An 18,692-nucleotide genomic window follows, 5' to 3' on the forward strand; every position below is an offset into this window, starting at 1 on the left:
ATCAGAAAGAGGAGCAGCCATGGCTGAGGCATACATCATCGACGCGGTTCGCACCCCGGTGGGACGACGGGGCGGCAGCCTCTCGGAGATCCACCCCGCGGATCTGGGGGCCCATCCCATCCTCGGGCTTCTCGATCGCACCGGTGTCGACCCGGCCGCGGTCGACGACGTGATGTACGGCTGCGTGGACGCCCTCGGCCCCCAGGCCGGCGACATCGCCCGCACCGCCTGGCTAGCCGCCGGTCTGCCCGAGCACGTGCCCGGCACCACCATCGACCGCCAATGCGGATCGGCCCAGCAGGCCGTGCATTTCGCCGCTCAAGCGGTGATGGCCGGCGTGAACGACATGGTGGTGGCCGGCGGCGTTCAGAACATGAGCATGATCCCGATTGGCGCGGCAATGACCGTGGCCGAGCACGTGGGGGTGACTGATCCCGATCCCTTCACCGGCTCCGACGGCTGGGTCGACCGCTACGGCACCCAGGAGGTTTCGCAGTTCCGGGGGGCGGAGATGATCGCCGAGCATTGGGACATCAGCCGGGAGCAGATGGAGGAGTTCGCGCTGGCCAGCCATGAGCGGGCCGCCACCGCCACCGACGAGGGCCGGTTCGACAATGAGATCCTGCCCCTGGCCGGCTTGGAATTCGACGAGGGCATCCGACGGGGCACGACTTTGGAGAAGATGGCTGGCTTGTCCACACTGATCGAGGGCGGGCGGCTTACTGCGGCGGTGTCGAGCCAGATCTCCGATGCGGGCTGTGCCATGTTGATCTGCGGGGAGCAGGCGGTGGCCGACCACGGGTTGAAGCCCCGGGCCCGCTTCCACCACCTGTCGGTGCGGGGCGCCGACCCCATCTACATGCTCACCGGCCCCATCCCGGCCACCGAGTACGCGCTGGCCCGAACCGGCATGACTATCGACGACATCGACCTGTTCGAGTGCAACGAGGCCTTCGCCTCGGTGGTGCTGGCCTGGATGGGCGAGCACGACGTGCCCCACGAGAAGGTCAACGTGAACGGCGGGGCCATCGCCCTCGGTCATCCGCTCGGTGCCACCGGAGCCCGGCTGATGACCACTCTGCTGAACGAATTGGAGCGCACTGGTGGCCGCTACGGGCTGCAAACCATGTGCGAGGGCGGTGGGCAGGCCAACGTAACCATCATCGAGCGGCTGTAGCCAGGGCATGACCGAGTTCGCCGACAAGGTGGTGATCGTCACCGGCGCGGCTCGAGGGATCGGCCGGAGCACCGCGGCGTTGTTCGCTGACGCTGGAGCGGTGGTAGTGGGTGCCGACCGCGACGTGGAGGCACTGGAAGCGGTGGAGGGCCTGTCGCTTCGACTGGGCGGCGACGTGGGCGACACCCACGATGCCCATGCGATCATCGACGACACCCTGGAGTCCTACGGCCGACTCGACGTGCTGGTGAACAACGCCGGCGTCTGGGTGCTCAAGCCCACCTCCGAGATCACCCCCGAGGAGTGGGACGACCAGCTCTCCACCAACCTGCGGTCGTTCTTCCTGCTGATCCGCCGGGCCTATCCGACGCTGGCCGAGGTCCGCGGCAGCGTGGTGAACGTGGCCTCCATTGCCGCCCTGCGATTCACCACCCCCCATGTGGCCTACGCCTCGGCCAAGGCCGGTGTGGTCGCCTTGACCAGAGACCTGGCCGCCGAATACGCCCCCAACGTGAGGGTCAACGCCGTGGCCCCCGGCCCCATCGACACCATGCACCTCACCGCCTCGATGACCCCCGAGGAGAAGGACGACTTCGGCCGCCGCTATCCGCTGGGCCGTATGGGCGAACCCGAAGACGTGGCCCACGCCATCTTCTTCTTGGCCTCCCCCAAAGCCGCCTACATCACCGGCACAACCCTCCCCGTCACGGGAGGTACCGAACTGGGAGTGCCCAGCCTGTTCTAGCGGCTAGCCCTCGATTCGGTCGATGAGGCCCCAGGCCAGGGCGGTAGTTACGTCGATCTCGGTGTTGGTGAGGGCGAAGTAGCAGAGGCGCTGGCGGCCGATGCGGCGGGCGATGCTGACGGTGCCGCCCGCGCCGGGCACTAGGCCCATGGCCACTTCGGGCAGGCGGAAGGTGGTATCGGGGTGGGCGGACACGTCGTGGACGTAGGCAGGGAGTTCTACGCCCGCTCCCACACAGGTGCCGTGGATCATGACCCGGGTCTTGGCCGCCAAGCGGTCGATCCAAAAGGCGGCGCTGCGCACCGAGCGCACCCGGTGGGCGGTGCCGGGATCGGGGGTGGTGCCGAACTCGGCCAGGTCGCCGCCGGAGCAGAAGGTGGGCCCGGCGCCGTCGAGCACGATGCCGTCCAGGCTGGGATCGGCCCACGCGGCCCGGAGTTGCTCGACCAAGCCGTCGCGCATCTCGGCGCTGAAGGCGTTGTGGCGCTCGGGCCGGTTGAGGGTGAGCCGCAGGGTGGAGCCGGCGCGCTCGGCCCGCACCGCGGGTTCGGGGTTGTGGGGAACGAGCCGAGTGGGCTGGCTGGCCAGCCACCCCTGAAACTGAGGGCCGGACTGGAGGGTGGAGTAGGCCAGCGACTCGGCCACCAGACCGTCGGCGGTGGATCGGCCTTCGCTCAGGCGCAGCAATTGCACCAGCGCCACCGCCGCGGCTGGCGATGCTGTAGCCGCGGCGGCAATCAGCCCGATCTCGTCGGCGGACGCGGCTGCTGGGATGGGGAGATCACCAGGGGCCAGCACGATGTCGAAGGCGGCGCAGTGCTCGGCCAGCTTCGGAGCGTCGGCGGGGTCGTGATCGGCGGTTACAGAGGCTGCCATCACTGCTGGGGCGCTCTTGATCAGATCGGCCATCTCTTCGTCAGGCCATTGGGAGATGTCGGCGGCGGTGAGCTCTACGAGCATTACCGGGCAGTCAGCCAGACCCAAGTCCTCCCCGGCATAGGGGTGGGACAGGAGTTCGAGGGCCTCAGGCAGGCCCGTGGTCTGGATTGGCGCAGCCATTACTGAGTGACCGCAGACTAGCGCGGGGATTCAGCTGCTTTCGGCGAGCTCTTCGCGCAGGATCCGGCGCAGGAGTTTGCCGGTCTCGTTGTAGGGCAGCTCATCGCGCAGCTCGATGCGGTCCGGGGTGCGAGACGACCGCATCTGGGACTTCACGAAATCTTGGAGCTCGGCGATGTCCGCCGTCTGTCCCTTGGCCGGCACCACCACCGCCGCCACCGCTTCGCCCCACTGCTCGTCGGGCACGCCGACGGCGGCGGCGTCGGCCACCGACGGGTGGCTCAACAGCACGTCTTCGATCTCGCCGGGGGAGATGTTCTCACCGCCTCGCACGATGATGTCGTCGATGCGGCCCTCCACGTACAGGTAGCCGTCGTCGTCGAGCGAGCCTCCGTCGTTGGTGGGGAACCAGCCGTCGGGGGTCACCCGGGAGTTCCGCCCCAGGTACTCGCCGGAGACCTGCTCGCCCCGCACCCAGATCTCGCCGGAGGTGCCGGTGGCAACCGGGTTGCCCTCCTCGTCGCGGATATCCACCTCGATGGCGGGCAGCGGCCGACCCGCCGAGCCCAGCCGGGCCCGCACTGCGGGATCGTCGGAGCGATGGGCCTCGCGGTGTTCTTCGGGGCCGAGCACCGCCACGGTAGAGCTGGTCTCGGTCAGGCCGTAGGCGTTCACGAAGTTGGCCTCGGGCAGCACGTCGAGGGCTCGGGCGATGACCGGGGCGGGCATCTTGCCGCCGCCGTAGGAGAGGGCCCGCAGCGAGGGGAGCCCGCCTCCGACCTCTTCTAAGTGGTCCACTATGCGGGCCAGCATGGTGGGCACCACCATGGCGTGGGTGACCCCCTCGGTCCGGACCAGATTGACCCAGTCGGCGGGATCGAAGTTGGGCAGTTGCACGATGCGGCGCCCGGCGTACACCGAGCTCAAGATCGCGGCCATGCCGGCCACGTGGTAGGGCGGCACCGACACCAGCGTGGCCTCGTCTTCGCCCGCGCCCATGAACTCCACCGAGCCGATGATGTACGACACGAGATGCCGGTGGCGCAGCACCGCGGCCTTGGGGGCCCCGGTGGTGCCGCTGGTGTAGAGGAGGATGGCGATCTCCTCGGGGTCCACGTTCCAATCGCTGTCGGGCGTGGCTCCCTCGGCCCACTGGGCCAAGAAGTCGGGGCGGACAACGGCTCTCACGCCGTCGAGATCGCCGATGGCGGCGAGGGCGTCGTCGTTGCACACCGTGACCGACGGAGCCACCTCGGCAGCCAGATGGCGCAGCTCGGGCACGGTCAGGCGGTAGTTGAGGGGGACGAACGGCACCCCGGCCCAGGCCGAGCCGAACAGGGCGATGGGCAGGGCCTCGCTGCTCACGTCCACCATGCTGACCCGGTCGATTCCCGCCTCGCGGAAGCGCATGGCGGTGGCTCCGGCCCGCTGGAAGAGCTGCTCGTAGGTGAGGCCCCGCCCCTGGGATCCCACCGCGGTGCGGTCGCCGAACCCGCTGGACGCCATCTCCAGCAGCATCATCAGATTCATGGGTCCATCCCGACTGACAATCCTGCTAGCGGCGCTATGGCCTGACTAGTCGGAGGCGGGGAGGGGCTTGGCCTCTTTCAGGCTGAGGGCAGTGCCTCCCAGCGCCAGAGAGCCGTCTCCCGGTTTGGTGCACAAAACCTCGAGGGACTCGTCTTCGTTCACATAGCGTTTGCCCAGCGCGGTGCCTTCGGCAGCGCCGGCGGCAACCTCGCCGTTGCGCTCCGCGTCGGCCGGATCGGCCATCGGCGCGCCGCCACAGGTGATGTCCATGTCGCCGCTCGGTGCTTTGACCACTATGAGCTCGGTATCGCATACCGAGCTCTTGAGGCGGCTACCCGGTTTCAGGTCCATCCCTACCTCCTGAAAGATGTCCTCCAATCTTTTCCCGTCAGACTCAACAGGTACAAACTGCGTTGTGATGGATTCAACCTTGAGCGGCCGCCATCCGGCGCTGGTTTGGGCCGAGTCGGGCCTGATGGGCTTGAGCGGGCCCGAGCACGGGCCTCCGGCGCTGGCCTCTGGGCGCTGGGTGGAGCGGCTCGACGACGTGGTGAGAGACATCTCCACGCTGCGCGGCCAGCCGCTGCGAAGCGATGCCGCCGGCTTTTTGGGAGAGCGGGCGGCACTTGTGGGACGTGGTCGAAGGGGTTCTGTGTCAGTGGGGGGCGCATGCCGCATGGTGGCGGCGGCCGACGGCGTGTTGGCGGTGTCGCTGGCCCGCACCAGCGACTCCGAAGCGGTTCCCGCCTGGCTGGAGTTGGATAGTTCCAGCGACGACGTCTGGGCGGCAGTGGCTACGGGGGTGCGGGACAAGCCGGCGGCCGAACTGTTGGAGCGGGCCGAATGGCTGGGTTTGGCGGCGGGGGAGGTGGTCAGACCGCCACCGCCTGAGGAGCCGTGCCGGTTCACCGACACCGGGCTGGCTGGGCAAAACCGCAATCAGGTGCTGGACGTGAGCTCGCTGTGGGCCGGGCCGCTGTGCGCGTCGCTGCTGGGTGGCTTCGGATTCGAGGTGGTCAAGGTAGAGGCACCAGGTCGACCCGACGGCGCCCGATATGGCTCGCCGGCGTTCTACGAGCGGTTGAACCAGGGCAAGCAGGAAGCGATTATCGACCTTGGGTCCGAGGACGGACGCCGTCGGTTCCAGGATTCGTGCCGAGAGTCAGCCGTGGTGGTCAACGGTTTGCGACCCCGAGTGTGGGCTAACTGGGGTATCGACCCACTGGAGGTGGCCGAGCGTTTTGGGCTGGTGTGGGTGTCGATCTCTGGCCATGGCGACAACCGCGCTGGATTCGGCGACGACGCCGCGGTGAGCGGGGGCCTTTGGCTACAAGACCCGGCTGGCGGACTGCCCTGGTTCGTTGGCGACGCGGCCGCCGATCCAGTGGCTGGTTTGGTGGCGTGCCGAGCCGCAGCCGAGGCCCTGGCCGCAGGTCGGGCGGGACTAGTGGAAGTGGCCATGAGCCAAACGGTGAGCTGGGTAAGAGCAGACGACGACCTGAGCGCACCCGACGCCGAAGTCGTCCGCCGCGGCGACCAGTGGGTAGTGCGAGCCGACGGCGACGAGCAGGTGGTACTGGCTCCCCGAGGAAGTGGTTGAGCTGCTGCCCTGGTTCTTCCGCCGAAGCATGGCGAAAGGACGGTAGGTTGAGACGGTGTTCGCAAGAAAGCCCAGCGGCTCGGGACATCTCGGTGAGGGGCACCACCGCAATGTGACTCGGGGCGGGTACCGGGCGGCGGTGTTCGGGGTGAGCGACGGATTGGTGTCCAACGTGGCGCTGATCCTGGGTGTGGCCGGGGCCAGTTCGGGCCAAGAGCTGGTGCGAATCGCCGGACTGGCCGGGCTGATCGCTGGGGCGGTGTCGATGGCCGCGGGGGAGTACATCTCCATGCAAGCCCAGAGAGAACTGCTGGAGCGGGAGCTGGAGATGGAGCGGCGGGAGCACGTCCGCAACCCGGAGCATGAAGTGGAGGAGCTAGCCGAGATCTACGAATCCCGTGGGGTGGATCCCGACACGGCCCGGGAGATGGCCACCAACATCATGGACGACCCCGAAAAAGCCCTCGAAGTGCATGCCCGGGAGGAGATGGGGATCGATCCCAACGAGCTGGGCAATCCGGTGTTCGCGGCAACGACCTCGTTCTTTTCCTTCGCCCTCGGCGCGGTGCTGCCGCTGTTGCCCTGGTTCTTCGGAGGGGGCAACGGTGCCATAGTGGCGTCGATTCTCCTCGGAGCGGTGGGGGCAGTGCTGGTCGGGAGTGCCCTGGCGTTGGCCACCAACCGGTCGATTGTGCGGGGATCGCTTCGCCAGTTGGTCATTGCTGCGGCGGCGGCCGCTATCACATTTGGTATCGGCTCCGCAGTGGGGGTGGGAGTATGACCGATTGGGAATGGACTTTGGGCGGCCTCGAAAGCGACAAGCCTCCCATTTGGGGCGATGACAACGTGTTGGATCCGTCCAGTGCGCTGCTCACCGACAAGGTGGCCATCGTCACCGGCGGCGCCCGGGGAATCGGAGCGGCCACCGCGGTAGCACTGGCCCGCTTCGGGGCTGATCTGGCCATCTGCGACCGGGAGGCCGACGATATGGCCCGCACCGCCGCCGCGGTGGAAGGGCTGGGCCGCCGCTGCCTCACCGGGCTGTTCGACGTCCGCCATCCCGAGCCCCGCGATGCCTGGCTCGCCGAAGTGGACGAAACCTATGGCCGAGTAGACGTGCTGGTGAACAACGCCGGCGGCACGTTCAATTCCCCGTTTGCCGACATCAGCCTCAAGGGCGAAGCCGCGCTGATCGCCGAGAACTTCACCCAGGTCACCGGGTTCATCCGAGGCTGCATTCCCCTGATGAGCGAGGGCGGGTCGATCATCAACGTCACTTCCATCGAGGCCCATCGGGCCGGTCCCGGCTTCTCCATCTACTCGGCCATGAAGGCGGCCCAGGCCAACCTGACCATGAGCCTGTCGTTGGAGCTGGCGCCGGCGGGTATCCGGGTCAACTGCATTGCCCCCGATGTGATCCCCACCGAGGGCGAGCGCATGCTCGGCGACGAGAGCACCGACGAGAGGTCCCAGTTGGCCCCCCAGCCGTGGCTGGAGGGCGGCTCAGTTCACGACTGCGCCGCCTCGATCGTGTATCTGGCCGGGGACATGTCCCGATTCGTGACTGGATCCACCATCCATGTGGATGGCGGCAACATTGGCGCCGCCGGCTGGAAGCGCCGCACCACCAACCGCTAGTCCACGCAACCCAACCGCCTAGAGTTCCAGCCGGTAAGTCACCGCGGAGGAACTGACATGGACATCGACATCGATCGGGTAACTGAGATAGCCGGCGAAGTCGCCACCCACATGGCCGGAGCCACCACCATGGCCATGGTCCACATCGGCGATGAGCTGGGCTTGTATCAGGCCATGGCGGGAGCGGGGCCGATGACGGCGGAAGCCTTGGCCGTAGCTGTGGGCTGCCATCCCCGACTGGTCACCGAGTGGCTGCGCCAGCAGGCCGCGGTCGAGTTGGTGGAGATCGACGGTCAGGGCGACGACGACGTCACCTTCCAGTTGACCGACGAGGCCGCCGCGGTGCTGGCCTGGGAGGTGAGCCCCGCTTTCTTGGCCGGAGGCATCGGCATGTTCCGGGCGATGTTCGCCGACATGGACGGCATCCTTGAAGCCTTCCGGGGCGATGGCGGTATGGCCTGGGGTGACCACCACCCCTGTCTGTTCACCTCCACCGCCCGGTTCTTCCGCCCCCAGTACGAGATGTACCTGGCCAACGAGTGGATCCCCGCCGCCGACGGCATCGACGAACTGCTCAAGGCCGGGGCCACCGCCGCCGATGTGGGCTGCGGCTGCGGCGACTCGGTGCAGATCCTGGCCTCGGCCTACCCCGAGTCGCACTTCACCGGGTTCGACTTCCACGGCCCGTCCATCGACCAGGCCAGAGAACTGGCCGCCAACGCCGGGCTGACCAACGCATCCTTCGAAGTGGCCGACTCCAAGGGCTACCAAGGCGCCTACGACGTGATCTTCTTCCTAGACTGTCTGCACGACATGGGCGACCCAGTGGGAATCGCCACCCACGCCCGCAACCAGCTGGCCGAGGGGGGCTCGGTGCTCATGGTGGAGCCATTCGCCCTTGACGGCCACGTCCGAAACCTGACCGAGAACCCCATGGCCGCCACGTCGTACGGGGCGTCGGCCGTGTTTTGAGTCCCATGTTCTTTGGCCCAGCCGGTCGGGTTGGGAATGGGTGCACAAGCTGGCGAAGCCGCCATGCGAGAGGTCTTCTCCGCCGCGGGCTACTCCAGCTTCGAGCGGGTCACCGAGTCCAACGCCAACATCATCTACCAAGCCCGCCCCTAGTTTTTCGGATCGCCCAAAACCAGTCCGAGCCGGTAAACTGCGGCGTTCCTGCCCCGTTCGTCTAGAGGCCTAGGACGCCAGATTCTCAATCTGGTAACACGGGTTCGAATCCCGTACGGGGTGCCATTGCCCGTTTTCGCTGGTGGTGGACGGCGAAGAGTTGGCAGGCTAGGGCGGCGGTGCCGTAGGCGAGGTAGCCGACGCCGATGGGGGTGACTGAGCCGCTGATGGCTTGGTCGATTATGGCGGCGAGGCCGGCGCCGAGCATGGCCATGGTGAAGCCGAGCACGGCGGCCGCGGTGCCGGCCATCTCGCCCATGGGCTCAAGCGCCAGGCTCTGGCCCAGGGGGAAGAAAGCCACCATGCAGGCGTTGGCCAGGCTGAAGATGGTGATCCACAGAACAAACGGCGGACGGCCTCCGGTGGCCAGGGCCAGGCCCAGCATGGTTCCCGCGGCGCAGATCTGTAGACAGCCCGCCCCGAGCGCCACCGAGCGAGCCCGGAAACGGTGCAGCGCCCGGTTGTTGAGCAGCGTCACCAGGCCCATGCCCGCGGCCATGATTGAGAAGTAGGGCACGAACCAGTGCTCCTGATCGAAGACGTCGTCGAAGATCAGCTCGGAGCTGGCCAGGAACGAGAAGAAGGCACCGGCGCAGAACATGGTGGCCAGCGTGTAGCCCAGCGTCACCGGGTGGGTGGTTACCGACCGGAAGCCAGCCATCGTCGATCGGAAAGTCAGCGGTCGCCGGTGCTCGGGCTTCAGCGTCTCCTCCAATCGCATCGACCACGCCACGATCACCACGGCGGTGAACACGCTGAAGGCCATCACATACCGCCACGAACCCAGCTCCACCAACCCCTTCCCCAGCGGCGGCCCGGCCACCGGGGCCCAGAAGAACACCGCCATGACCAGGGTCATAACCCGGGCCATGGCGTCTCCGGAGTAGTAGTCGCGCACGATGGCTTGGGCGGCGGTTCGGGGGCCGGCCGCCGCGAAACCCCAAATGAAGCGGCTCACATAGAGCATGCCCAGCGACACCGACAGGGTGGCCATCAAGGAAGCGAGGCCGTACAGCACCATGCTTCCGATGAGGATCCTCTTTCGACCGAGAGCGTCGGCCATCGGGCCATACACCAGGTTGCCGATGCCCGAGCCCACGAAGAACAGCGTGATGGTCAACGACAGGCCAGTGGAGTCCTCGGGCAGGTTGAACGCATCCCGCATTTCCGAGAACGCGGGGAGCAGGGTGTCGATGGCCAGTGCCGACATGGCGCTGACCATGGCAATGAAGAGGATGAACTCCCGCTCGCTCAATCGGCGGCCGGTGTAGGAGGGTGCGGGAGCGGTCACTCCGGCCGACTTCTCATAACGGCGTAGCCTGTTCCCCCTATGACGGAGATGTCAAAGACATTAGAGGGCAAGGTGGCGCTGGTCACCGGGGCGGCCCGGGGGTTGGGTGCGGAGATCGTGCGGCGCATGGTGGCAGCCGGGGCCCGGGTGACCGCGGCCGACAAGCGGGTGGACGACGGGGCCGCGGTTGCTGCCGAGGCTGGGGCGCAGTTCATCGAGCTCGACGTGACCGACGCCGAGCAATGGGCCGCTGCGGTGGATGCGGCCGCCGTCGATGGTTGCCTGGACATCTTGGTCAACAACGCGGCGATCACCCGGGTGGTACCGATCTTGGATTGCGATCCCGCCGATTTCCGCAAGGTGATCGACACCAACCTGGTGGGCACGTTCTTGGGCATCCAGGCCGTTGCGCCCGCCATGGCGTCGAGTGGGGGAGGGTCGATCGTGAACCTGAGTTCGCCCAGCGCTTTCGAGGGCACGGTGGGGATGCCGGCCTACTCCACCTCCAAGTGGGGCATCCGGGGGCTGACCCGCACGGCGGCCCTGGAGCTGGCCGACCTAGGCATCCGGGTCAACGCGGTGGTGCCCGGTGCGCTGCGCACCGCCATGACCCGCCGACCGGGATGGGAAGACGAGGACTATGAGCGCCATTACGGCGCAACCGTGCCGCTGCGACGCATGGCCGAACTCGGAGAGGTGGCCGACCTGGTGGTGTGGCTGGCCTCCGACCAGGCCTCCTACTGCACCGGAGGCGACTACGCCGCCGACGGCGGCTTGGGCGCGGGCTCGCCTGCGCCGGTCTCCGACTAGGAGTCTGATGTCGATGGAGGCCCCACAATGAAGTTCGGGTTCCCGTTCATCTCGCTGCACCCGGGGGCGTGGGTCGAGGTGACCCAGGCCGCCGACGAGGCTGGGTTCGAGTCGTGCTGGATCGCCGACCATCTGGTGTTCCCGGTTGAGATGGAGGGCTCGTTGGGCGACGTCGAACACCCCAATGTCCCGCCCACGGTGCCGGTTTACGATGCCCCGGCCTACCTGTCGTATCTGGCCGGGCTGACCACCCGCATCAACCTCGGGGTGTACGTGTATCTGGTCGGGCTGCGCCACCCGTTCACCACTGCCCGGGGGTTCGCCACCCTGGATCACGTAAGCAATGGGAGAGCGCTGGTCGGCGTGGGCGCTGGATGGCTGCGCAACGAGTGGACGGCAGCCGGGATGGACCCCAAAACCCGGGGGCGTCGTCTGGACGAGGCCCTCGACGTGTGCGTGCGGCTCTGGACCCAGCCGGTGGTGGAGCACCACGGCGAGTTCTACGACTTCGAGCCGGTGGCCTTCGAGCCCAAACCGGTGCAACAGCCCCACCCTCCAGTGCTGGTCGGCGGCCTGTCGGACGCCGCCCTGCGCCGAGCCGCCCGCTTCCAGGGGTGGATGGGCATGTCCGACACCTTCGAGTCGGTGCGCCGAGCCGTTGACCGTCTGGCTGAGCTAGGTGCCCCCGACATCGAGATCACCGCCCAAGGCCGCTGTGAATCATTGGACGATCTGCGCCGATGGGAAGATGCCGGAGTCCACCGGCTGGTCGTCACCCCGTGGGAGAGCACCAGGGGTGCGGTGGATGCCGTTTGGCGATTCGCTGAGCAGTTCATCGCTTGAGTTCTGAAATGTGCCAAAAAGCCCAGTGGAGGGCGTACAATGGAATTTCTGCGCAAACAACGTCTGACTAGGGATTGCCATGGGTCGAGGATCAGAGAGCTTTCAGAAGCGACAGCGGGAAAAGAACAAGCGCGAGCGGGCTGCGGCCAAGCAGGCCCGCCGCCACGGCAAGCTTGAAGTCCCGTTCGAGGAGGAGGTCGAGGCTCCTTCCTCCAACGGAAAATCAGAAGCTGAGCTATACGAGGATTTCCGCCTTCTGAGCGAGAAATACCAGTCCGGGGGAATGGACGAGGAGACCTACGAGAAGCGCCGAGTCGAGATCTTCGAGCAACTCGGCCTCGAGGTCCACTGACCGAGCTCCTCAGCCCCCAGTACTGCTGATAACTGTGCGGCTGGTGGGCATGCCCAACATGCACGACAACCCCGCCGACTGAAGGCCGCCCGCGCCACCGGCCACCAGGATCACGAAATACTCGGGAGAGGGCACGATCGGCACCCGGTCGTTTTCCATGGCCACGCCCAGTTTCTCGAGCACGTCTCTGGTGGGCTGGCGCCTGTAGGGAGGATAGAAGTCCAGCGGCACCCGAGCCTCGGCAAACAGGTGCTCCCGCAACTCCTGTTTGGTGGGCAACAGGCTGGCCACCATCTCGGCGATGACCGGGCTCATCACCAGCACGGTCGGGAAGGGGTTGGGGGCGTCGTGGCCCCCGCACGGCCCGCTGATGGCCAGGCCGTGGGTCACATGGTGCAGCACCTGGTCGGGCTCGTGGTGCATGTCGGTGATGGGCCACATCCCGTTGACGGCCAGCACCGTCACCACATCTTCGTCGGCCTCGAACCCCACCTCGGTGTGGTAGGGCGCCCACGGGGACTCCTCCTCGTTCTCGGCCACGCACAGTGAGGTGGCCTTGCCGGGCCAGCCCAGCGGCGCCTTGTCCACCTCGCCGGGGATGGCCCCGCCGATGTTCACCAAGGCCAGCCGCAGGGCCCGCCCCACGGTGGCGTTGGTGTGCGACCCCGGCCCGAAACACCCCGCGCCGTAGTTGAAGCTCAAACGATGGCGGATCGGACCGTTAACCACCAGCATCGGTCCCACCGGGTTGGTGGTGGTTTGCACCCCGTGAGCGTTCATCTGCGGATCGCAGAAGGCGTCGATGGCGGCGATGAGCACCGGCATCACCTCGGGCGAGCAGCCGGCCATCACCGCGTTGACCGCGATCTTCTCCACGGTGGCCGGCGCATTCAGCGGAGGCACGTCGCTCACCACATGGTCGGCCGCCAGCCCGGAGGCCGCTACCGCCGCCGCTACCCGCTCGGGGGTGGGGGGGACGATGGGCAGCCCATCGGTCATGCCCCGCTCCCGCAGGTAGGCCTCTACCTCGTCAACTCCCCCGTCGACGGCTACCCGCTGAGTCATCTCACCCTTGTCTGGCAACCCGTGGTGGCGACGCCGTGCGTCACGAAACCAAAGCGTCCACGATCTCGTCGAGGCGAGAGGCGATGTCGGCTCTGATGTTTTCCTCCGACCACTCGTCGTAGCCCGACGGCAACACGATCAATGGCTGGTTGTCCACCCGCAGACCCCGGGCGGTGGCCTCGGCCAGGCCCCGGAACTGCTCGGTCACCAAGCCAACCGCCGGAGTTCCCATGGCTTCCAGCGTGCTGCTGGCGTGGATACACCACGCCGTACACGAGCCTCAATTGCCCAAGCCGCTGATCACCGCGTCGACTTCTCGGTGAAAAGCCTCCATCTCCTGCTGGTACTGCTTGGGGTCGGCGCCGTGCATGGGGCCGCTGGCCCGAACCACCACTCCGGCCGCCCCGGCCCTATCCACCAGCCGGCGGGACAGCTCGTCGGCCATGATGGCCATGGACCGCCACATGTCGTTGTCGATGATGCCCACCACCGCGCCGGCCAGCGAGTCCTTGCGGATGGCCAGCGGCTGGGCGGGCTCGTTCACCTCGCCGGTGGGCAACAAGATGGTGGTGGTTTCCATTGAATTCCTCCCGGTGATTCACCGGTCGACTCGCCAGGCAACCCGAGCGAGACCTTCCGGTCCACCCTACCCCGTGCCGTATTGTGTCGCGATGCGCACAACGACGCTGCCCCGGCCGCCGGTCATCATGGAACAGTCACTGGAGGATCCCGATGTGCTGTTGGGCATATTGCAGCGACAGTCTCCCCATCCGCTGACCTTGGCCGGGGCGGAATTCGTCGAGAGCCGGGCTGCGCTGCGAGCCGGAGCCCGCACCGGCGATGTCCCCCCGTTTGTCGATGTGGTCGACGGCGAGCCCCGGATCCCACCGGTGTTCCGCACCACTTGGGGAGCCGAACACGAGGCGGTGGAGGGGGCGGACACCATCGTCAACAACCCCCGGTTCATCGAAGCCGCCCAACAGCTCTATAGCGCCGAGGTGGTGCGGCCCTATTTCACCTACGTCAACATCAACGCTCCCAGCGGTCAGTACGCCCGCCACACCGACATTCCCGCCTTTCGGGGGATTGGCCGCGACCAGTATCCAACCTGGCTGCTCAACTGCATGATGCACTCGGGATGCTTCGACCGCTGGCGGGTGCAGATAGCCACCGCGGTGTGCTGGTACTACGAAGGCTCCGGAGGGGAGTTCACCTACTGGCCCGAGGGCTGGGACGGCGACATGGTGACGGTTGATCCGCCCTGGAACTACGGCGTGATGGGCGACAACGACTACATGCCCCATCGGGTGGAGCCCATCGGCGCCGAGGCCGACTATGCCAAGTACGGCTTTGATGCCACCATCACGCTGACGCCTGATCGGCGGTGGGTGATCGAAGAGCCCGGCCATGAGCCGGTTCGCTATGCCTTCAACGAGGTGCGGGTGTCGCTTTCGTGGAAGGCCTTCGTGTTCGCCGATGCCGCCGATGCCGAGGTGTACGACCGGCACTTGGACGACCTGGACGAACCCACGTTGATCGCCACAATGGCCGAGGACTGCGGTCGCCGGGGCATTGCCGTGCCTGACGGGCCCGACGCGCTCGCTCGCCCCGAGTTCGGCGAGCGGGTCAGAGACACTTATTTGTCGCCTGAACTACGATTCTGACCGCTTCTTGCGGGAGGTTTGTTTCGTGGCTGGTTCCTCACCGGGTTTCAAGGGTCTGCGCTGGCGTCGGTTGGCAATCGTCGGCGCGATGGCGCTGGCGGCTTCTGCTTGCGGCGGGGGAGGAGACAGCGACCGCGGCGATGGTGGTGACGGTGTGGTGGCCGGGGCAACCTCAGCTCCGACAGAGGGCACTGCCGACGGCGAGGATGGCACGGTCGAGGACGACCCCGCCGGTGATGGGGAGCCCGTCGGTGCCGACGAGGGCTCTGTTGCTCCCACCGCCGCGCCGTCGACGCCGGACGAAGAGATACCCCTTTCTGTAGACGACTCGGTCTATGGCGGCACGCTGGTGTTTGCTTTGGAGTCGGAAACCACTGCGGGGTGGAATCCGATCACCACCTCCGCCGCGACATCGGGCCACATCGTGCTGCGGCAACTCTACGACCCGCTGGTCATTGAGGGGGTCGACGGCGAGCCGATTCCGTTCCTGCTGGAGAGCTTCTCGCCCAATGAGGACTACACCGAGTGGACGTTCACGTTGCGCCCGGGGATCGCGTTCCATGATGGCCTGCCGGTGAACTCGGCTGCCCTGGTCCGCCATTTGGAGGAATTGGGGAATGCCACGTTGTCACGACTGGCTATCGAAGAAGCCGAGATACAGAGCTTCGAGGCCATCGACGACTTGACCGTGAAGGTCACCCTGGGAAAGACGTTCGTTGATTTCCCCCTGGGGTTCACCAGCGCGGGGGGCTTTCTGGGGTCGCCGGCCATGTACGACCTTGGTACCGATAGCGCCCGCAACCCGATCGGCACCGGCCCGTTCATGCTGGATGAGTGGGTCGAGCATGAAGTGACCCGCCTGGTGCGCAATCCCAACTACTGGCGCACCGATGCCGAGGGACAACAGCTCCCCTACCTTGACGCCATCGAGTTCCGCCCCTTCGAAGACGACGAGGCCCGGTACAACACCCTTCGGGCCGGCGATGTGGATGCCAGCGTCGACAACGGCGGAAGAAGGGTCGAGGAATACAACGAGGGGTTCAAGACCTTCTGGCAGGACGAGCGGTACTCGGCCACCACTTCGGTGTTGATGAACACCTCGAGACCGCCGTTCGACAATCTGGAGATGCGCCGGGCGCTGGCCCAGTGCACCGACCGGCAGACCCTCAACACCGTTCTGTGGGACGGGCAGCCTCCCGCCACCGGCCCGTTCTCTCCCGGTACCCCCGGCTATCTGGAGGACTCCGGGTTTCCCGACTACGACCCCGATGACGGCCGGGCGGTGTTCGAGCGGTTGGGCGCGCCCAGCTTTGACATCACCACCACGATCACCACGCTGGACCTTCTCCAAGCCGAACTGCTGGTCCAGATGTGGGGCGAGTGCGGGCTGGATGTGAGCATCAACCAAATGCTCCAGACCGAGGCGGTGACCACGGCTGTGTTCGGGAACTTCTCGGTGTTCGTGGCGGTCAACCACAGCGGGTACAGCCTGGCCATGGAGCGGTTCTGGTGGCACAGCGGCTACAGCCCGCCACCCCCGGTTCCGGCCATCAACTTCGGGCGCATCGTCGACCCCCGGATCGACGCCGCGCTCGACGAAGTCATCACCACCGCCGACGAGGGGCGGCAGCGGGAGCTCGCCGAGGAGGTCAACCAGGCGTTTGCCGAGGGCGTCTACAACATCTGGCTCTACCACTCGCGGTGGCTGATCGCCGCCCAAGACTACGTGAACGGCATCGACAACCTGACGATCCCCGGCGGGGGAGAACACCCCAAGATCTTCCTGGGCCGGGTTTTCTTGGCCGAGACCTGGCTGGACGACAGGTAGAAAGCGCATCTTCGCCCGCTGGACTAACGTCTTAACAGCAAGTGACATGGGGGGACCGTGTGATGGCAGATGTTTACCGTGTGATGGCAGATATTTGGCGAGTTTCGAAGCTAGCTCGGTGGCGATGGCTGGCTTTGCTTTGCGCATTGGCGCTGGTGGCCTCGGCTTGCGGAGGCGGGAACGATGATGATGACCCTGGCGGCGGCGTGGCCGCGGAAGCTACCGCCGCCCCCGCTGCGCCCTCGGATGACGGCGATGACGCCCCAGCCCCCAGCGGCGACGGCGGCGACGCCCCCGAGCCCGGCGCGGACGATGACGGTGAGCAAGACGCAGATACCTCAGAGGACACCGCCGCCCCAGAGCCGGAGGCCACTGAAGCACCCGAGGCTGCGCTAGAGCCCCAGTACGGCGGCACGCTGGTGGTTGGGCTGGAGGCGGAGACCACCAATGGGTTGAACCCGGTCAACGCCCAGGCCGCAGTGTCCGGGCACATCCTGTTCCGCGCCCTGTACGACACACTTACCGTCGAGGGCCCCGACGGCGAGGCCGTGCCCAACTTGCTGGAGAGCATGACCTCCAACGACGAGTTCACCGAGTGGACCATGACCCTGCGTCCGGGGATCACATTCCACGATGGGACACCGGCGGACTCGGCTGCGCTGAAGCGCCATTTCGAAGAGCAGGCCAACGGCACGCTGACTGGCATCGTGGTGAGCGATTGGGAAGTCCAATCCATTGACATCGTCGACGATCTGACCATCAAGATGAACTTGGGGAAGCCGTTCGCCCCCTTGCCCAATTATCTGACCAGCCATCTCGGCTATTTCGGGGCGCCGTCGATGCACGACTTGGGTGCGGAGGGTGCGGCCCGCAACCCCATCGGTGCCGGCCCGTTCATGCTGGAGGAGTGGATTCCCAACGAGGTCACCCGGATGGTGCGCAACCCGAACTACTGGCGAACCGACGCCGAGGGCCGTCAGCTTCCCTATCTCGATGCTTTGGAGTTCCGGCCTATCCCCGATACCGATGGCCGGTTCGCGGCCCTTCGGTCCGGCGACCTCGATGCCACCAGCGTGAACACCGGTCTCAGAATCGACGAGTACAACGAGGAGTTCAAGACGTTCTGGCAGTCGGAACGATACAACGAGACCACCTACCTCCTGCTTAACAACTCCCGGCCCCCGTTTGACAACGCGGACTTCCGCCGGGCTCTGGCCCAGTGCACCGACCGCCAGACCTTCAACACCATCCGCTGGGACGGGCAGGCACCGTCCTCCGGCCCCTTCTCGCCGGGAACCCCCGGCTACTTGGAGGACACTGGATTCCCGACCTTTGACCCCGGCGCGGGCAGCGCCACCATTGCCAGCCTCGGAATAAACGATGTCGAGATCGGCACTACCAACGATCCGGCCAACCTCCTCAACACCGAGCTGATCGCCGCCATGTGGGGCGACTGCGGATTGGATGTGACCATCACCCAGGTCGATCAGGCCGAGTTGATCACCAACGCGGTCTTCGGGCTGTTCACCGCCTTCTTATGGCGTCAACACGAAAGCTACGACTTGGCTATAGAGCGGGTCTGGTGGCACAACAAGTTCAGCCAAGGGATCGCGTTGAACTTTGGCCGCATCAACAACCCGACGATTGACGCGGCGCTGGACGAGACCCTGATCACCAAAGACCTCGACCGTCGCAGAGAACTCGCCGAGGAGATCAACCGAGCGTTTGCCGAACAGGTCCACTACATCTGGTTCTACCACTCGAACTGGCTGTTCGCGACCCAAGACCATGTACACGGCGTCGACAACCTCACACTTCCCGGCGGTGTAGAGCACGAGAAGGTGTTCAGCGGGAGAGTGTTCTTGACTGAGGCTTGGATCGAGCAGTAGCGGCAGGTTCCGGCCA

The 18,692-nt window shown here is 66.4% G+C and carries 19 protein-coding genes and 1 tRNA gene; 14 read left to right on the forward strand and 6 right to left on the reverse strand.

All coding sequences use genetic code 11. The features are described from left to right. Positions 1 to 19 precede the first annotated feature (19 nt). Both ACOGJC_RS12120 and ACOGJC_RS12125 read left to right on the forward strand, forming a co-directional pair. On the forward strand, positions 20 to 1,177 hold the full coding sequence (locus tag ACOGJC_RS12120) for an acetyl-CoA C-acetyltransferase (protein WP_419845255.1): 1,158 nt from the start codon (positions 20 to 22) through the stop codon (positions 1,175 to 1,177). A gap of 7 nt (positions 1,178 to 1,184) precedes the next feature. Continuing rightward, positions 1,185 to 1,922 carry an SDR family NAD(P)-dependent oxidoreductase gene (locus ACOGJC_RS12125; protein WP_419845256.1) on the forward strand — a complete coding sequence of 246 codons (738 nt, stop codon included), beginning with the start codon at positions 1,185 to 1,187 and terminating at the stop codon, positions 1,920 to 1,922. A gap of 3 nt (positions 1,923 to 1,925) precedes the next feature. Here ACOGJC_RS12125 and ACOGJC_RS12130 read toward each other — a convergent pair whose 3' ends face one another. Genes ACOGJC_RS12130 through ACOGJC_RS12140 form a run of 3 tightly spaced genes read right to left on the reverse strand, consistent with a single transcriptional unit; the run spans position 1,926 to position 4,862 of the window. Then, entirely contained in the window at positions 1,926 to 2,981 is a 1,056-nt protein-coding gene (locus tag ACOGJC_RS12130; protein WP_419845257.1) for an enoyl-CoA hydratase/isomerase family protein, read from the reverse strand. A gap of 30 nt (positions 2,982 to 3,011) precedes the next feature. After that, positions 3,012 to 4,511 (reverse strand): class I adenylate-forming enzyme family protein, encoded by a 1,500-nt coding sequence (locus ACOGJC_RS12135; RefSeq protein WP_419845258.1) that lies wholly within the window; start codon positions 4,509 to 4,511, stop codon positions 3,012 to 3,014. A 45-nt stretch (positions 4,512 to 4,556) separates the two neighbouring features. Then, positions 4,557 to 4,862: a hypothetical protein gene (locus tag ACOGJC_RS12140; RefSeq protein WP_419845259.1), complete on the reverse strand. Its 306-nt coding sequence runs from the start codon at positions 4,860 to 4,862 to the stop codon at positions 4,557 to 4,559. Positions 4,863 to 4,929: 67 nt separating this feature from the next. Here ACOGJC_RS12140 and ACOGJC_RS12145 point away from each other — a divergent pair, with 67 nt between their 5' ends. The 5 genes from ACOGJC_RS12145 (at position 4,930) to ACOGJC_RS12165 (ending at position 9,000) form a co-directional block, all read left to right on the forward strand. Continuing rightward, the gene (locus ACOGJC_RS12145; protein ID WP_419845260.1) at positions 4,930 to 6,111 is read left to right on the forward strand and encodes a CoA transferase; all 1,182 of its coding nucleotides are present in this window, start codon (positions 4,930 to 4,932) and stop codon (positions 6,109 to 6,111) included. Positions 6,112 to 6,166: 55 nt separating this feature from the next. Continuing rightward, positions 6,167 to 6,892: a VIT1/CCC1 transporter family protein gene (locus ACOGJC_RS12150; RefSeq protein WP_419845261.1), complete on the forward strand. Its 726-nt coding sequence runs from the start codon at positions 6,167 to 6,169 to the stop codon at positions 6,890 to 6,892. Continuing rightward, a complete protein-coding gene (locus ACOGJC_RS12155) occupies positions 6,889 to 7,749 on the forward strand; it encodes an SDR family NAD(P)-dependent oxidoreductase (protein WP_419845262.1) in 861 nt (286 codons plus the stop codon). The genes ACOGJC_RS12150 and ACOGJC_RS12155 overlap by 4 nt, the downstream gene beginning before the upstream one ends. Positions 7,750 to 7,806: 57 nt before the next feature. After that, on the forward strand, positions 7,807 to 8,721 hold the full coding sequence (locus ACOGJC_RS12160) for a class I SAM-dependent methyltransferase (protein WP_419845263.1): 915 nt from the start codon (positions 7,807 to 7,809) through the stop codon (positions 8,719 to 8,721). 203 nt (positions 8,722 to 8,924) lie between these two features. Beyond that, positions 8,925 to 9,000: transfer RNA gene (locus tag ACOGJC_RS12165), tRNA-Glu, on the forward strand. On the opposite strand, the gene ACOGJC_RS12170 is transcribed toward ACOGJC_RS12165, so the two are convergent. Continuing rightward, on the reverse strand, positions 8,960 to 10,099 hold the full coding sequence (locus ACOGJC_RS12170) for an MFS transporter (RefSeq protein ID WP_419848234.1): 1,140 nt from the start codon (positions 10,097 to 10,099) through the stop codon (positions 8,960 to 8,962). The genes ACOGJC_RS12165 and ACOGJC_RS12170 overlap by 41 nt on opposite strands. Here ACOGJC_RS12170 and ACOGJC_RS12175 point away from each other — a divergent pair. The 4 genes from ACOGJC_RS12175 (at position 10,020) to ACOGJC_RS12190 (ending at position 12,230) form a co-directional block, all read left to right on the forward strand. Continuing rightward, positions 10,020 to 10,205, forward strand: a complete 186-nt coding sequence (locus ACOGJC_RS12175; RefSeq protein WP_419845264.1) for a hypothetical protein — start codon at positions 10,020 to 10,022, stop codon at positions 10,203 to 10,205. The genes ACOGJC_RS12170 and ACOGJC_RS12175 overlap by 80 nt on opposite strands. Positions 10,206 to 10,264: 59 nt before the next feature. Then, on the forward strand, positions 10,265 to 11,035 hold the full coding sequence (locus ACOGJC_RS12180) for an SDR family NAD(P)-dependent oxidoreductase (RefSeq protein WP_419845265.1): 771 nt from the start codon (positions 10,265 to 10,267) through the stop codon (positions 11,033 to 11,035). Positions 11,036 to 11,062: 27 nt separating this feature from the next. Next, entirely contained in the window at positions 11,063 to 11,878 is an 816-nt protein-coding gene (locus ACOGJC_RS12185) for a TIGR03619 family F420-dependent LLM class oxidoreductase (RefSeq protein ID WP_419845266.1), read from the forward strand. Positions 11,879 to 11,957: 79 nt separating this feature from the next. After that, positions 11,958 to 12,230, forward strand: coding sequence for a hypothetical protein (locus tag ACOGJC_RS12190; protein ID WP_419845267.1), 273 nt, complete (start codon positions 11,958 to 11,960; stop codon positions 12,228 to 12,230). 9 nt (positions 12,231 to 12,239) lie between these two features. On the opposite strand, the gene ACOGJC_RS12195 is transcribed toward ACOGJC_RS12190, so the two are convergent. Together ACOGJC_RS12195 and ACOGJC_RS12200 are read right to left on the reverse strand one after the other, a co-directional pair. Further along, complete coding sequence (locus ACOGJC_RS12195; RefSeq protein WP_419845268.1) at positions 12,240 to 13,295, reverse strand: hypothetical protein; 1,056 nt, start codon at positions 13,293 to 13,295, stop codon at positions 12,240 to 12,242. Positions 13,296 to 13,335: 40 nt separating this feature from the next. Continuing rightward, positions 13,336 to 13,875, reverse strand: coding sequence for a UGSC family (seleno)protein (locus tag ACOGJC_RS12200; RefSeq protein WP_419845269.1), 540 nt, complete (start codon positions 13,873 to 13,875; stop codon positions 13,336 to 13,338). Positions 13,876 to 13,966: 91 nt separating this feature from the next. Between ACOGJC_RS12200 and ACOGJC_RS12205 the strand changes: the two genes are divergently transcribed. From ACOGJC_RS12205 to ACOGJC_RS12215, 3 genes are all read left to right on the forward strand, one after another. Beyond that, positions 13,967 to 14,959: a hypothetical protein gene (locus ACOGJC_RS12205; protein ID WP_419845270.1), complete on the forward strand. Its 993-nt coding sequence runs from the start codon at positions 13,967 to 13,969 to the stop codon at positions 14,957 to 14,959. Positions 14,960 to 15,047: 88 nt separating this feature from the next. Continuing rightward, entirely contained in the window at positions 15,048 to 16,787 is a 1,740-nt protein-coding gene (locus ACOGJC_RS12210) for an ABC transporter substrate-binding protein (RefSeq protein WP_419845271.1), read from the forward strand. A gap of 206 nt (positions 16,788 to 16,993) precedes the next feature. Continuing rightward, positions 16,994 to 18,676: an ABC transporter substrate-binding protein gene (locus ACOGJC_RS12215; RefSeq protein ID WP_419845272.1), complete on the forward strand. Its 1,683-nt coding sequence runs from the start codon at positions 16,994 to 16,996 to the stop codon at positions 18,674 to 18,676. Positions 18,677 to 18,692 lie beyond the last annotated feature (16 nt).

The organism is Candidatus Poriferisocius sp. (assembly GCF_965204015.1).
Classification (GTDB): domain Bacteria; phylum Actinomycetota; class Acidimicrobiia; order Acidimicrobiales; family Bin134; genus Poriferisocius.